The sequence below is a fragment of the Hymenobacter sediminicola genome (assembly GCF_014250515.1).
Lineage (GTDB): Bacteria > Bacteroidota > Bacteroidia > Cytophagales > Hymenobacteraceae > Hymenobacter > Hymenobacter sediminicola.
Genome location: NZ_CP060202.1, coordinates 3,899,440 through 3,915,000 on the forward strand (window position 1 = coordinate 3,899,440; position 15,561 = coordinate 3,915,000).

General features: G+C 56.2%; 7 protein-coding genes and 2 rRNA genes (1 of these 9 only partly in view). 5 read left to right on the forward strand and 4 right to left on the reverse strand.

Annotated features, from left to right (window positions below):
• Nucleotides 1-77: 77 nt before the first annotated feature.
• A complete protein-coding gene (locus H4317_RS16765; RefSeq protein ID WP_185887707.1) occupies nt 78-3,365 on the reverse strand; it encodes a PD40 domain-containing protein in 3,288 nt (1,095 codons plus the stop codon).
• 50 nt (nt 3,366-3,415) lie between these two features.
• Complete coding sequence (locus tag H4317_RS16770) at nt 3,416-4,513, reverse strand: NAD(P)/FAD-dependent oxidoreductase (RefSeq protein ID WP_185887708.1); 1,098 nt, start codon at nt 4,511-4,513, stop codon at nt 3,416-3,418.
• Between the two features lie 165 nt (nt 4,514-4,678).
• On the opposite strand from H4317_RS16770, the gene H4317_RS16775 reads away from it, so the two are divergent.
• The 5 genes from H4317_RS16775 (at nt 4,679) to H4317_RS16795 (ending at nt 12,803) form a co-directional block, all read left to right on the forward strand.
• A complete protein-coding gene (locus H4317_RS16775) occupies nt 4,679-5,314 on the forward strand; it encodes an MBL fold metallo-hydrolase (protein ID WP_185887709.1) in 636 nt (211 codons plus the stop codon).
• 75 nt (nt 5,315-5,389) lie between these two features.
• Nucleotides 5,390-6,124: a CDP-alcohol phosphatidyltransferase family protein gene (locus H4317_RS16780; protein ID WP_185887710.1), complete on the forward strand. Its 735-nt coding sequence runs from the start codon at nt 5,390-5,392 to the stop codon at nt 6,122-6,124.
• Nucleotides 6,125-6,258: 134 nt separating this feature from the next.
• Nucleotides 6,259-10,254, forward strand: a complete 3,996-nt coding sequence (gene porU, locus H4317_RS16785; RefSeq protein WP_185887711.1) for a type IX secretion system sortase PorU — start codon at nt 6,259-6,261, stop codon at nt 10,252-10,254.
• Between the two features lie 49 nt (nt 10,255-10,303).
• Nucleotides 10,304-11,506 carry a type IX secretion system outer membrane channel protein PorV gene (gene porV / locus H4317_RS16790; RefSeq protein ID WP_185887712.1) on the forward strand — a complete coding sequence of 401 codons (1,203 nt, stop codon included), beginning with the start codon at nt 10,304-10,306 and terminating at the stop codon, nt 11,504-11,506.
• A gap of 10 nt (nt 11,507-11,516) precedes the next feature.
• Entirely contained in the window at nt 11,517-12,803 is a 1,287-nt protein-coding gene (locus tag H4317_RS16795; RefSeq protein ID WP_185887713.1) for a M16 family metallopeptidase, read from the forward strand.
• Between the two features lie 221 nt (nt 12,804-13,024).
• On the opposite strand, the gene rrf is transcribed toward H4317_RS16795, so the two are convergent.
• Nucleotides 13,025-13,136 (reverse strand): 5S ribosomal RNA (gene rrf, locus H4317_RS16800).
• A gap of 98 nt (nt 13,137-13,234) precedes the next feature.
• Nucleotides 13,235-15,561, reverse strand: a 23S ribosomal RNA gene (locus H4317_RS16805) (it continues 579 nt past the right edge of the window).

Below are 15,561 nucleotides of genomic sequence, written 5' to 3' on the forward strand. Positions count from 1 at the left end.
AAGCCACCCGGGTTGTCCGGATGGCTTTTTACTTAGGCGCGTCATGCTTGTAACCCGCTGTTTTGCTTGCGCTGGCGCTAGAAGTCGTAGCCTAGCGTGAAGTAGAATTTCGGGCCTTTCTGCACGTAGTCTTCCTGGCCCCAGGCTACATCCGCTTTGCCATAGAAGCCCAGCAGAGTGCTCCGAATGCCAAAACCATAGCCAATCAGCAGAGGGTTGCGGAAGTTGATAACGGTAGCGGAAAATGCGTTGCCACTACCTCCTACCACCTTCGTGTTGAACGAGTTATTCTCGTTAAATGGGTTGTTGCCGGAGTAAGCGGAGCCGGCGTCGCCGAAGGCCGTGAGCTGCAGGTTCCGGAAGAAGCCCGAGTAGATAGGCTTGTTCGACAGATACTGCACAATGGGCACCCGCAGCTCGGAGTTGAAGAGCACATAACGCGGCCCTACCCGCTTGCTGTAATTGAAGCCCCGCAGGTTGGTCACAAACTGCTGGTAGAATATTTCGGTTGGGTCGGCGAAAGGAGTAGTGGAGGATAGAAGCTGAGAGTCTTCATAGTCGTTGCCTATCCAGTTGTCCATGCCGCCCAGGCGGAAAAACTGCTTTTGCTTGCCGATGAACTGCCCGTAGCTGGCGCGGTTGGCCCAGATAATCTGGCGGTGAATCTTCTGATAGTGGCGCAGGTCGATGTAGATTTTGCCAAAATCCTGATTGCCTTCCTTAAGGCTGTTCAACTGCAACAGGCCGATTTTCATCCGGGTGCCTTCCAGCATGTTCACGCCCGTCGTCACGGCATTGTCGAACACCAGTTCCCCATTGGCTCCCAGGTACTGGCGGTCAATATCGAGGGTACCGGAAAGCTCATCAAATACATTGCGCGACACCGTGACGAAGCGCGGGCCGCCACGCACGCTCAGGTTATGCGTGAGCGGATAGGCAATAGTCGGCGCAATTTCGTGCCGGGCAAAGCGCAGGCGGCCCGCTCCGCGGATATCGAAGAAGTACGCCTGCTTATCGTAGCGGATGCTCCAGTCGTAGCGGTGCTTGAGGTTGGTGTACTCCGCAAATATGTTGCTGGTGCGCAGGTCAGTCAGCGCGAAAATGCCTCCCCGGAAGCGGTGGTCCTCAAACAGATCCGACATGTTTACCTGCCCAATCAGGCCCAGGCCCAGCAAAGGGTCGGAGTACAGCGACGACACCACATTGTCAATGCTGAAGCGCGTGTCGTAGCGGAAGGGGCCGGCGGGCGCCTGGTTGGCAGCTGCCAGTGGCGCCGAAGCTGCCGGGGCGGCTACTACCGGTGTGGTACGGTTCCGGCGGTTGGTAGCGGCACGGTCGGCGGGCAGATCCTCGTCAAATTGGTAGTCACTGGTATTGATGGGCGTGTTGGCCGTTTGAGCCGGGCGCTCCACCTGCTGAATCTGAGTTTCCGAGGTGGTTTGCGCAGGCGCAGGCGTTACTGGCGGAGCAATTGGTGCGGCCTTGGCTGCGGCCGGTTTGGAGCGGTCCTCCAGCGTCTCCTGGCGCGCTGTTTTAGACAGCACCAGGTTTTCGGGCAGCACATAGCCCGGATACAGGTATACAAAGTCGCGGGCCCGGTTGGCCGCCACAAAGCCCAACGTATTGGTGGTGGCGTTGTAGTCGAAATCCTTCAGACTGGCGCGGAAGCTGCTTACGGCCGTGCGCTGCTTGGTACGCAACGAATAGCGGTATACGCTTCGGATGCCGCTTTCCTCACCCAGATACACAATTTCATCGTCGGAAATTGCGCGTGGACGGCCTTCATTGGAAATAGTGCTTACCAGTAGTTCCACCGGCTGGGCACGTCCGTCGAGATGGTACAGGAACAGGTCGTAGTTGTTCACCACGCCTCCAAAGCTGCCGCGGGCAGTGCCCGCCGAATCGAGCCAGCGGTTGGAGCTGAACACAATGGCGCTTCCTCCCGGCAGGAAAGAAGGCTGAATATCGTCGAAAACGTCGTTGGTGAGCTTTTCGGGGCGGCGGCTACCAGCGCGCAGCACGTACAAGTCGCCCTGCCCGTTTGCCACGCCGCTAAACACCAGCGACTTGCCGTCAGGCGAGTAGCTCAGGTCTAGAATCTGCTGGAAGGGCTCGAAAATGGTAGAGGCTTTGTCGCGGCCGAAGGGCAACGTTTCTCCCAGCCGGGCAAACAGGCCGGCGGCGCCGCCATCGGCGGGGCGCACCCGCAGGCTCATCAGGCCTTTCTCCATTTCAGCCACGGCTACCTGGCCATTGCCGCGCCACGCCAGCACCGGCAGCCGGTTTTCTACCTGCTGGCCCGGTGTTTTGTAGCCGCCCCGGTGAATAGTATGCCGGCCCGAACCGTCGCGGTTGGCTACCAGCACTTGGTAACGCCCCCGGTCGTTGCTCACGTAAGCCAGTTGCTGCCCGTTGGGGCTCAGGACTGGTTGCGAATAGAAGATGTTTTTGCGGTTGTTGCCGGTAAGTGCTTTGGCGTCGTCCACTTCTGCCAGAGGCGTCAGAGGTTGCGCGTTCAGCTGCCGGTAGTAGGCCAGCCAGTCGCGCAAAAACACTTTATACGGCACATTAAGCGAGGAGCTGATACCCACTTCCACGTCGCGGGTGATGCGCGTGAGGTTGAGAATGTTCTGGATAGTGGTGTAGCCGTAGCGCTCCGCAATGTAATTCCAGAGGCTCTGGCCAGCCAGCTGCGGGTTACGCAGGAAGAATGGCGCCGTACGGTTGCCATCGTATTCCTGGGTCATGTCGCGCATGTAGTCGTCCATTTCCACGCTCCAGCCTTCGGCGGCATACGCCGAGGCCCCGCCCACAAACCAGTCGGGGAGTTGCAGCAGGTAGGTGCTCTGGATGACTTCCTTCAGCGAGCCGCCATACATCATGTCATTGAGCAGCACGCGCGTTACCTGGTAGCTCAGGTCGCGCTTAAACTCTGTCTGCTCGCCCTGGAAGGCAATCTGCACCTTACTCATGCGCAGCAGGTCCGTTTCGCCCCCGGTCTGGTACTTGTCCTGGTCCAGCCCGATGTTGCTCTGCCGCAGGTCGCCCACGGAATTGTAGAGCATCACCGTAGTTTTGGAATAGGGATAATAGCCGACCAGCGCGGTAATCCGCTGCAGTTCCTTTTCCACGTACTCGGCGGCTCGCCGGGCGGCCACGTCGCCGCCACCGTAGTAATAGATGTTGAAGTTCTGGGTGCTGAGCAGTTGCCAGTCGAATTTCTTGTACTGGATGCGGACCCGCCCGAACGACTCCTGTGATGTCTGGGCCTGCGCCGCGCCGCCGGACAGCAGCACAAACAGCGCGGCACCCAGCACCAGGCAGCGTTGCGTTCCTGACCACCGAAAAAAGGATACGTGCTTCATAGGAAAATCAGTAAGCCAAAGGCGGCCCGCCTTGCAGTAGGTCGTCGTATTCAGGATGAAAAACCGACGGCCGACGGGGCCGCCTGATATAACGCTTGGTAGCGTTTAATATTGACCTCGGGCCACAACTCAGCCTCCGGGTGTTCGAGGTGTTCGGCGAGCAGGGCGGCCAGACGGGGAGCCAGCATCACGCCCTTCGAGCCGAAGCCATTGAAGATACTTAGTACCGGCACTTCCGGATGCCGCCCCAGCAGCGGTTTCCGGTCGCGCACGGCTGGCCGCACTCCGGCACGCTGGGCGCGCACCGCAAAGGGCAGGCTGGTAGTGGCGGCCAGACGCTGGCTTAGCTCCGTGCGGGCTTCGGGCGTGGTACCGGCCGCAAAGGGCGGCCAGCGGTAGGTTGCCCCCACCCTGAACTGCCCTTCGCTAAGCGGCACCACATACGCTCCTTTGTTGAGCACCTGGGCCTGCGACAGACCCGGACACTCAACATCCAGCACTTCGCCTTGGTTGGGCGTCAGGGGTAACCAGTGAAAAAACGGATTTTGCGTAGCGGCGGCACCTTCACAGCAAACCAGCTGCCGTGCGCGCACACGTCCTGCATACGTAACTCCCGTCGGGCCGGTAACGAGTTGCTGCCAGTCAAAAGTTTCGTGTTGCAGTAGCCCATTTTCGAGGCTTTCTGCTGCCAGGGCCGCCAGCAACTCCCTCAGCCGCACATAGCCGCCGCGTCGGATGCACAAGCCACCGAACTCATTTAGTATGCCGGATGGCGTTGGCAGTTCAGCACCCGCATTTTCCACAAAGTCCTGCCAGGGCTGGTCGGCGCTGCGGGCCAGCATCGTGTTCTGCTCCGCCACCGACGAAAACAGCTTCCAGATAGGGAGCTGTACAAAAAACTGCTCTCCAAAATGCGCCTCCATCTCGCCGTACAGCTGGCTGGCTGCTGTCAGCAGCTCATCGGCACGCCAGGCTAGCGCAAACCGCTTGCCCGCCACTGGGTTCATCAGGCCGGCAGCTACATTAGAAGCCGAGTCGGGATTGGGTGCGTCGAGAACCAGCACACTACGGCCGCGCCGGCGCAATTCCCAGGCCAACGTAGCGCCGGCGATACCGTGGCCCAGAATCAGGTAGTCGTATTCTTGCATGATGGCTGGCAAGGTAAGCGGAAAGCGGCAACAACACTCCAGAGAGGAAAGGACCCGAAAATGCCGAAAATGGTGGCAGGGTGCCCTCAGTCAACAACAATAAGACTCGTAACTTACCACCCGGTTCCCTTCGGCTACGGCCGGTTTGTCTTTTTTTCTCTTTGCATGACCGTTTCTGGTTTCACGTTCAACGCATTTTCTGAAAACACCTACCTGCTACACGATGCCACGGGTCAATGTGTCGTGGTAGACCCCGGCTGCTACGAGCGGGCTGAGCAACAGGCATTACAGGAGTTTATTGCAGATAATAAGCTGGAAGTGGTGCTTCTACTAAATACGCACTGCCACATCGACCACGTGTTCGGCAACCAGTTTATTATCGATACTTATAAAGTGCCTTTTCTGATTCATGAGGCAGATTTGGCTACGTTGCGAGCCGTGCCCACATACGCACCCAGCTACGGTTTTCCGCGCTACGCTCCTGCCGAGCCAACCGGCTTCCTGACTCCAGATAAGCCGGTACGTTTTGGTGAAACAGAGCTGGAAGTGCGTTTTGCACCGGGCCACGCCCCCGGCCATGTGGTGTTTTACCACGCTCCCACCAAAACCGTTATTGGTGGCGACGTGCTGTTTCAGGGCAGCATCGGCCGCACCGACCTGCCCGGCGGCGACTATGCTACGCTTATCAGCAGTATCAAAACGCAGCTGCTCACCCTGCCCGACGACGTGACGGTATACTCCGGCCACGGTCCGGCCACTACCATCGGGGCAGAGCGCCGCTCCAATCCATTTCTGAACTAGCATCCCGGATAGCAGGGCACACGCTATAGCGCCTGCTACCTCGCCGAAGTCTTTCGTTTACAAGTCGCCTTACTCTTGAAAAAACACCTTCCTAACGCGCTGACCTGCCTCAACCTATTGTGTGGCTGCGTGGCGCTGAGCATCATTCTGGCAGGGCCAGTATTCTCCTTTGACTACACGGGTTTTGCAACGCCACCACTTGTACAGGCAGCCTACCTCATTGGTATTGCCGCCGTGGCCGATTTCTTCGATGGATTGGTGGCGCGGGCGTTGCATGTATCGTCACCGATTGGCAAAGACCTTGACTCGCTGGCTGATATGGTGTCGTTTGGTGTGGTGCCGGGCGCTATTTTGTTCAAGCTGCTCCAGCTGGTACTGCCAGCAGCCGGCCTGCCGGCCATGCTGGCCTATCTGGCCTTCGTGGTCAGCATTTTCTCAGCACTGCGGCTGGCCAAGTTCAACAATGATACCCGCCAGTCCGATTCGTTTATCGGGCTGCCTACGCCGGCCTGCACGCTACTGGTAGCCTCGCTGCCGCTCATCCTGGCTCACGACTCCTTCGGTGTTTCAGGCATTATTCTCAATCCTTGGGTGCTGCTGGGTTTGTCGGCGTTGTTGTCGGGGTTGCTGGTGGCGGAGATTCCACTTTTTGCGCTCAAATTCAAAAATCTGCGCTGGCAAGACAATTCGGTTCGCTTCGTGTTTCTGTTACTGTCAGTGGCTCTGCTGGTAGGCTTGCAGGCGGCCGCCATTCCGCTCATCGTTTTGCTGTACGTGCTGCTGTCGGTGCTACGGCCATCTGTGGGATGATTTTTGTGGTACTGCATTACAATATTTGCATACACAGAGAGTTAAACTAACTACCAGGCAGTGAACCCCTACCCGCATCAATGTGTTGCAGGGCCACTACCAGTCTGTTTGCACTCTCTATTGAACACACCTCTATGCGCTACTTTACGCTTCTGGTAGCTAGTTGCTGCCTGCTGCTGGGCTTTTCCTCTTCGGTTTGGGCGCAGGACAGTCGCCGGTCGGTTGCGAAGAAGCTAAGCTGGGCTGGCACTGAGGAAATTCCGGGGCCTGACCGCCGCCTGCACCGCGTACCTATTTTCACCGGCATGCAGCACCGCAGTGGTTCGTTGCAGGGCTATGCTGTTATTTCAGTACCTGGTACCGTGGCAGATGGTCAGATTCGCAATGCTGTGTACGATGCTTTTTCTGCTGCCGAGCTAGCACTGCTGCGTGGGTTTCTCCCTGCTTCCGCTGTGCCGGAAGTGTTTGAGCGCACTCAGCGCGGCCAGCCCGTTACGCTGGTGATGGTACCGGCTATGCGGCGCAGCCCCAAAAGCGGACAAATCGAAAAGCTGGTTTCCTTCGAGTACAGCTACCTTTCTGGCGCGCCGACCGTACGCCGGGGCCAGCAAATCAATTACGCCGCTCATTCAGTGCTTGCTACCGGCACCTGGTACAAGGTGGGCGTCGACCGGAGCGGTATCTTTAAGCTAGACCGGAGCACACTATCGGCCATGGGTCTCGATGTGCAAACCTTGGATCCGGCCCGCCTGCAGGTTTTTGGCAATGCAACCGGCATGCTGCCCCAGGCCATCAGCACGCGCCGCCCCGACGACCTGGTGGAAAATGCGGTGTACTTCTCCGGCGACAACAACACGACGCTTGATGCGAACGAGTACTTCCTGTTTTATGCCCGGAGCCCGCATGTGTGGGAACCCGACACAGTCAACAATTCCCGCCGCTTCCGGCACGTACAGCACCTCTATTCCGATACAGCATACTATTTTGTGACGGTGGCTGCGCCGCCCCGCACCGGCCGCCGCGTAGCACCTGCACCGGCTGCCGGCGTGGCCAATGCGCCGGCTATTGCGCAATACACGGCCCGCTGGTTCTGGGAGCATGATTTGGTAAACTTGGCCAAATCAGGCCGTCAGTGGCTGGGTGAAGGCTTCAATCCAGGCACGCCGCAAAACTTTCCTACCGACCTGACTGATATAGTAGCCGGCTCTACGGTGCAGATAACGTCATCGGTTGCCGGAGCTACCAACGCCAACGACCAGCATTCCTTCCGTTTATCGGTCAACGGGACAACTCTGAGCCAAGCACTGCCTACCGTTTCGCAGTCGGACCACCCAGAATATGCGGCTACCAGCGTCCGGACTTTCTCTTATATTCCGCCGGCTTCCATTTCGTCGTTGAGTGTAGGCCTCACGTACTTGGGTGGCTCCAATGCCAAAGGCTACCTCGATTATCTGGAGGTAAATGCGCTACGGCCTCTGCGGCTTACCGGGTCTTCGCTAGAGTTTCGCTCGTTCAGCAACCTGAATCCGGGTTCAGTCAGCCCGTTTATCCTAGCAGGAAGCAACACCAGCACGCAGGTGTGGGAAGTATCTAACCCACGTCGGCCTCGCTCCTATGTGCTAAACGCCTCGGGTTCCTTCACGGCTCCCACCGATTCTATTCGCGAGTTTGTTGCCTTTAACCCCAGCGGTACATTCAGCTCTCCCCGCAGCTTTGGCCGGGTCGTCAACCAGGACCTGCACGGCACCCTGAACCCGGCGCATGATCTAGACTTGGTCATTGTGACACACCCCACTTTCCGGACAGAAGCGCAGCGCCTGGCCAACTGGCGCACCAGCCACGACCGGCTGAAAGTAGCAGTAGTAACTACTTCGCAGGTCTACAACGAGTTTGGCGGCGGCGGACAGGATGTTTCGGCTATCCGCGACATGATGAAGATGGTGTATGACCAGCGCGACTCACCACGCCGCAACCAGTATTTGCTGCTCTTCGGTGATGCTTCCTACGATTACAAATCCAAGCCCAGCAACCTCAACAACACCGCGAATTTGCCTGCCGACTGGTGGTCGAAACGCTCCCCCAACCGCGCCGACGAAATAGCGCAGAACTACGTACCCACCTATGAGTCGCGCGAGTCGTTTGCGCAGATTTACGGCCGTGCCGATGGTTTCGGCCCGCAAACCTTCTGTTCCGATGACTACTTCGGCATTCTGGATGAGGGCGAGGGTGAGTGGAGCGAAATCAGTGCACCCGGCGAATTGATGGATGTAGGGGTGGGCCGTTTGCCGGTGCGGGCACCTAGTGGCTCGCCTTATTCGGCCACGCAGGCCACAGAAGTAGTAGACAAGCTGATTGCTTATGATTCCCGCTCGGCAACTGGCAAATGGCGCAACCGCCTCACGTTCGTAGCCGACGACCAAGATGGTAGCTCGCACGTCACGGGGTCTGCCGAACCCTTTTCGGCGCAACTCGTCCGCGAGTATCCGCAGTTCAACCTCCGCAAGGTATACCTCGATATGTATCCGCAGGTAAACGCGGCTGGTGGCGAACAGTCGCCGGACTGTAATCGGGCCCTGGATGAGTCATTTGAGCAGGGTTCTCTTATCATCAACTACAACGGCCACGGCGGACCGGCCAGCCTTGCGCAGGAACAGATTCTGACCAAAGCCACCATCACGGGCCTGCAGAATCAGAACAAGCTCACGTTCATGGTAACCGGCACCTGCGACTTCAGCACCTATGACGACCCGGAACGGACCTCGGCTGGCGAAATGATGCTGACAGATACCAAAGCCGGTGCCGCCGGTTTGTACACCACTACCCGGCTCGTATTCTCTACTTCCGCTACGGAATTGGTACCTAATTTCCTGGATTCGGTGCTGACATACAGAAGCGGCATGCCTACCCGCTTGGGCGACGCGACTCTGTATTCCAAGAACTCGGGTGCCAGTGTCCTCAACCGCAACTACGTGCTTCTCGGTGACCCCAGTGCCCGCCTCGCCCGCCCCGATGTAGCCATGACCCTGGATTCACTTAATGGGCGGACACTTAGCAGTACTACTTCAGATACACTGAAAGCACTATCCTTGGTGCGTCTTTCGGGTTCGGTCCGTACCGGCACTGATATCAACTCTGCTATCAACTCCAGCTTTTCGGGAATTGCGCAGGTTACGGTGTACGAAAAGCCTACTACAGTAACCACTCTCGCTACTTCGCCCGAGGATGTCCGGTTAAACATTCAGGTGCAGGAAGGTATCATTTACGATGGGCAGGCAACTGTCACCAATGGGCGCTTTTCCGTGCGGTTTGTAGTGCCCCGCGACATCAACTACAACGTTGGGCTTGGCAAAGTGAGCCTGTATGCATCCAACAGCAGCGGCGAAGTCGTAGATGCCCATGGCTACCGCAGCGTGCCAGTTGGGGCGGCCAGCAACGTCATTGCACTCGATACCATTCCGCCACGCATTACGTTGTTCATGGACAACGAGAAGTTCGTGTTTGGTGGCCTGACCAGCCCGAGCCCGACGCTCATTGCTAACCTGTTTGACGAAAGTGGCATCAACACAACCGGATCTGGGATTGGCCACGAAATCACCGCCACTCTCGACAACGACCCCACCAAGCTCACCATCCTGAATTCGTTCTACACTGCCCAGACCAATGACTACCAGAAAGGCACTGTCAACTACGGCTTCAAGGACCTCAGCACTGGACCGCACGTGCTTCATCTGAAAGCGTGGGATACCTACAATAACTCCGCCGTACGCGACATTGAGTTCATTGCCGCTACCACCGATAAGCTGGCCCTGAGCCACGTGCTGAACTACCCGAACCCCTTTGCAGCTAATACCACATTCCACTTCGACCACAACCGTCCCAACGATGTGCTCGATGTGCAGGTGCAGATTTTCACAGTTTCGGGCCGCTTGGTGCGTACGCTTGAGGCAACAGTCAACAGCGGAGCTTCTCACGTGCCGGCCAACTACTCAGACCCGTCGCTCTCCTGGAACGGCCGCGACGAATACAACGACCAGCTGGCGCGCGGTGTGTACGTTTACCGAGTCAGTGTACGTTCTCAGAAAGATAAGTCGACTACTTCGAAATTCGAAAAACTGGTTATCCTGAATTGACCAAGGCATTTTTCGCCTACCTTCCCGCCTTCTTCACCTTCCTCCTTCTATGACCTTTCTGAAGCTGCCTGTGCGTTTTGCGCTGCTTTCCGGATTTCTCGGCCTGCCCATGCTCAGCATGGCTCAAACCAACCCGAACACGCTGACGACGGCCGTTCCCATTCTTACCATCAGCCCCGATTCGCGCTCTGCTGCCCTTGGCGAGGCTGGGGTAGCGCTTTCGCCTGATGCAAATGCTGGCTACCACAACGCAGGTAAGTTGGGTTTCCTCAACACACAGTATAGTGTGTCTCCCTCTTACTCGCCGTGGCTGCGCAGCGTCACCGACGACATGGGCCTAGCCTACCTCTCCGGCACCGCCAAAATCGGCCAGCGCTCCGCCATTTCGGCTTCGCTGATGTATTTCGACCTCGGCACTATTTCTTTCCGCGACGATTTCAATGTATCGAAAGGCGACTATAATCCCAAGGAGTATGCCTTCAGCGTAGCCTACGGTCAGAAGCTCACCGATAATTTCGGCGTGGGTGTAGCTGCGCGCTATATCCGTTCTAACCTCACCGGCAACAGCAGCGGCACCGATTCTCGTCCTGGTAATGCTGCCGCTGTCGATTTGGGTGCGTACTACAACAAGGACCTTTCCATCGGCGCCTCCGATTACAACCTGGGTCTGGGTGCGACTATTACCAACATCGGCAACAAAATCACCTACACCAACGCCAATCAAGCCGACTTCCTTCCTACCCGTCTGAAGCTGGGCTTCGCGTTTACGCGCGAACTGGATGCCTATAATAAGCTCACGCTGACGGTAGACGGTGCTAAACTTCTCACGCCAAGCCCTTACTACATTGAGGGCGACACCTTGGGCAAGCTCAAATCAATTCGGGCTGAAAACCTTGCCCGGCGCAACAAAGGCGTTGTAGGGGCCGCACTAGGCTCGTTCACAGATGCTCCCGGCGGATTTAGCGAGGAACTGCGCGAAATCAACCTCTCAGCTGGCGTAGAGTACACCTACAATGACCTGCTGATGGCTCGCGTTGGCTATTTTTACGAGTCGCCCGTAAAAGGTGACCGGCAATACCTGAGCTTTGGCTTGGGAGTGCGCTATCAGGTATTCGGCGTTGATGGCGCTTACTTGGTTCCTAACTCCCGCGCCAATCCGCTGGCCCAAACCATCCGCGTATCGCTGCACTTCAACTTCAACCAACTCGAAGAAGCCTTCGGCGACGGAAACACCGACGCCCCTGTCAACTAATCCTTTCCTGATGCTCGACCGTCAAGTCGCTCCTCCCGTTCAGCCGCTGGCCAGTGTAACGCTGCCCGCGGCTGACGTGTTTTCGCTCCCTAATGGAGCCCGCCTGCACGTTCTCCGGAACGATGCTCAGCCAGTCGTACGCCTACAAATCGTGTTCAAGGCCGGCAAGTGGTATGAACCTGCACCCGGCATTTCCCTGCTCACGGCCCGTATGCTGCTGGAAGGCACTGCTACCCGCACTGCCCGGCAGATTGCCGACGAAGTAGCATTCTTTGGCGCTTCCCTAGAATGTGAGCAAGGGTTTGATAGAGCCACATTAACACTCTACTGCCTAACGCGCCATCTGCCTAAGCTGCTACCTCTGGTGCAGGATGTGGTAACGGCCTCCGTCTTCCCGCTTCCTGAGTTAGAACAGCTCAAAATGCGCACTATCCAGAACGTGCGGATAGAACGCCAGAAGACTAGCTACCTCGCTTCAGAGCGATTCTCGCACAATCTATATGGTGCGCACTACCCATACGGCAACGTGTTCGATGAACAAGTCTTTACTCTGATTTCACAAGCGTCGGTACAAGATTACTACCGTACCAGTTACTCGCTAAGTCAAGCAGAGATTTTTCTCTGTGGTGACATTCCCCAAGAGCATGAAACGCTCATAACGGAGCTTTTTGGACATTCGGCTCCAGCAGCGTCGGCTTCTTCTGTTGCTAGTCAGAGCCCATATGCACCAATGAGCGGCCCTCTTCAAGACTATGTATCCGTGGCCGACAGCATCCAATCATCTCTGCGAATCGGAAGGTTATGGCCTACTCTTGACCATGCTGATACGCATCAGCTTCAGTTGTTAGTGAAAGTATTAGGAGGCTATTTCGGATCACGCCTCATGAAGAACATCCGCGAAGACAAAGGCTTCACCTACGGTATATATGCTAGTGTAAGCCCACGTGAACATGCAAGTTCCTTTGTTATTGGCACCGACGTCAACGCAAATAGCGCCGATGCAGCCATCCACGAAATTCAGCATGAGCTACGAGTTCTACAAAACGAGCTTATTCCTGCAGAAGAGTTGCAAACAGTCAAAAACTATATGACCGGCAAGTTCGCTAATGAACTCAGCACCGTTTTCGAACAATGTGATAAGTATAAGAGCATTATCTTCTTCGGTTTGCCCACTGATTATTATACTACCTTCATCAAACAAGTGAACCACACGAGCGCCGAACAGTTGCTAACACTCGCTCAACAATATCTATCTCCAGAAGAAATGGTAGAGGTAGTAGCTGGTCCTAAACTGTAGTCCTACAAAATATATAAGCAAAGAGGCCGCTGTTTTAGAACAGCGGCCTCTTTGCTTATATATTACCTATAACAAGACTCGATTCCATTACTGGACCATCCGACACTGGAAGTACAGTCCCTGCTCCCTCCCTGATGGGGTGGATAGAAACGGACGTCGCCCCTGGCCGCGGCATCCGGAAGGGGACGCGTGCAGCCAGGGGCGACGGGCAAATACAGTAAGGTTGGCGGCGACCGACTCTCCCACCGATGAAGGCAGTACCATAGGCGCTCCGGGGCTTAACGACTCTGTTCGGAATGGGAAGAGGTGAACACCCGGGCTAAAGCCACCATTACTGGTGCAGTCCACAGCCACTACCCGCAGGCAGCAGCGCGACTGTAAAACGTTGACGCAAGGACAAGAAAGAAAACGGGTAAGCGTGAGCGGTGTACTACAGAAGCGTTCGAGTCATTAGTATCCCTCGGCTGTGCCATTTCGGACTCTACACCTAGGACCTATCAACGTCGTGGTCTCCGACGACTCTTATTAACGGATATCTCATCTTCAGGTGAGTTTCGCACTTAGATGCTTTCAGCGCTTATCTCATCCCAGCGTCGCTACCCGGCGCTGCATCTGGCGATACAACCGGTGCACGAGCGGCTGGTCCAACTCGGTCCTCTCGTACTAAAGTCAGGTCCTGTCAAATATCCAACGCCCACCACAGATAGGGACCGAACTGTCTCACGACGTTCTGAACCCAGCTCGCGTGCCACTTTAATCGGCGAACAGCCGAACCCTTGGGACCTTCTCCAGCCCCAGGACGTGACGAGCCGACATCGAGGTGCCAAACCTCCCCGTCGATATGAGCTCTTGGGGGAGATCAGCCTGTTATCCCCGGCGTACCTTTTATCCTTTGAGCGATGGCCCTTCCATGCGGAACCACCGGATCACTATATCCGTCTTTCGACCCTGCTCGGCTTGTAGGCCTCACAGTCAAGCCCGCTTCTGCTATTGCGCTCTGCGTACGGTTACCAAGCGTACTGAGCGGACCTTTGAAAGCCTCCGATACTCTTTTGGAGGCGACCACCCCAGTCAAACTACCCAGCAGACACTGTCTCCGTTGCCAGATTAGGCACCAAGCAACACAAGGGTGGTATTTCAACGGCGACTCCCCAAAACCTAGCGGCCCTGGTTCAACGTCTCCCACCTATGCTACACATGTGTTACCCAGCGTCAATGTCAACCTATAGTAAAGGTGCACGGGGTCTTTCCGTCCCGTGGCGGGTACTCGGCATCTTCACCGAGACTACAATTTCACCGAGCTCATGGCTGAGACAGCGCCCAGATCGTTACACCATTCGTGCAGGTCGGAACTTACCCGACAAGGAATTTCGCTACCTTAGGACCGTTATAGTTACGGCCGCCGTTTACCGGGGCTTCGATTCAAACCTTCGCCTTGCGACTAAGTTCCCCTCTTAACCTTCCGGCACCGGGCAGGTGTCAGGCCTTATACTTCCGCTTGCGCGTTCGCAAAGCCATGTGTTTTTGTTAAACAGTCGCCTGGGCCTTTTCACTGCGGCTTCTTGCATTGCTGCAAGGAAGCGTCCCTTCTCCCGAAGTTACAGGACCATTTTGCCGAGTTCCTTGGCCATGATTCACTCGAGCCCCTCAGGATACTCTCCTTGACTACCTGTGTCGGTTTGCGGTACGGGCTAGAATTCAGTAAACGCTTAGCAGGTTTTCTTGGCAGTCTGATTAGGCAAACTATCTCCGTGGCCGAGGCCGTAGAGTACTATCATGGTTCAGCAAGATCGGCGTACTTAACTACCGTTCCTATACCTACGCACTTTAACGGGCACTTCCGTCCGCCCGCGTTGCTTTCACTACTGCGTCACTGCATCACTCCAAATCCTAGGTGCTGGAATATCAACCAGCTGTCCATCGACGTAGCCTCTCGGCGTAGCCTTAGGTCCCGACTAACCCTGCTCCGATTAGCGTTGAGCAGGAAACCTTAGTCTATCGGGGGGCGGGTTTCTCACCCGCCTTATCGTTACTCATGCCTACATTTGCTTTTCTAGCCGCTCCAGCTCGCCTGACGACGCACCTTCACCGCTGCTAGAATGCTCCCCTACCACTTAGTCATACGACTAAATCCATTGCTTCGGTACCGGACTTGATGCCCGCGTATTATCGATGCCCTCTCGCTCGACCAGTGAGCTGTTACGCACTCTTTAAAGGAATGGCTGCTTCCAAGCCAACCTCCTGGCTGTCAAAGCAAGTGGACCTCCTTTGTTCAACTTAGTCCGAATTTAGGGACCTTAGCAGATGGTCTGGGTTCTTTCCCTCTCGGCCTGGGACCTTAGCACCCCAAGCCTCACTGCCGGCTATATTATGTGGCATTCGGAGTTCGTCAGGATTCGGTAGGCTGTGACACCCCCTAGTCCTATCGGTAGCTCTACCTCCACATAACTCAACGCCGACGCTGTACCTAAATACATTTCGGGGAGTACGAGCTATTTCTCAGTTTGATTGGCCTTTCACCCCTACCCTCAGGTCATCCAAATCCTTTTCAACGGAAACTGGTTCGGTCCTCCAGTTGGTGTTACCCAACCTTCAACCTGCCCAAGGGTAGATCACAAAGTTTCGCGTCTACCCCCTCTGACTCTGCGCCCTATTCAGACTCGCTTTCGCTGCGGCTCCATGACTTGAGTCATTTAACCTTGCCAGAGAGGAGTAACTCGTAGGCTCATTATGCAAAAGGCACGCTATCAGGCCACAA

What these genes read in the sequence shown, in the direction of transcription:
- H4317_RS16765 (WP_185887707.1), bottom strand. Translation starts at nt 3,365, where the DNA reads ATGAAGCACGTATCCTTTTTTCGGTGGTCAGGAACGCAACGCTGCCTG.
- H4317_RS16770 (WP_185887708.1), bottom strand. Translation starts at nt 4,513, where the DNA reads ATGCAAGAATACGACTACCTGATTCTGGGCCACGGTATCGCCGGCGCT.
- H4317_RS16775 (WP_185887709.1), top strand. Translation starts at nt 4,679, where the DNA reads ATGACCGTTTCTGGTTTCACGTTCAACGCATTTTCTGAAAACACCTAC.
- porU (WP_185887711.1), top strand. Translation starts at nt 6,259, where the DNA reads ATGCGCTACTTTACGCTTCTGGTAGCTAGTTGCTGCCTGCTGCTGGGC.
- porV (WP_185887712.1), top strand. Translation starts at nt 10,304, where the DNA reads ATGACCTTTCTGAAGCTGCCTGTGCGTTTTGCGCTGCTTTCCGGATTT.
- H4317_RS16795 (WP_185887713.1), top strand. Translation starts at nt 11,517, where the DNA reads ATGCTCGACCGTCAAGTCGCTCCTCCCGTTCAGCCGCTGGCCAGTGTA.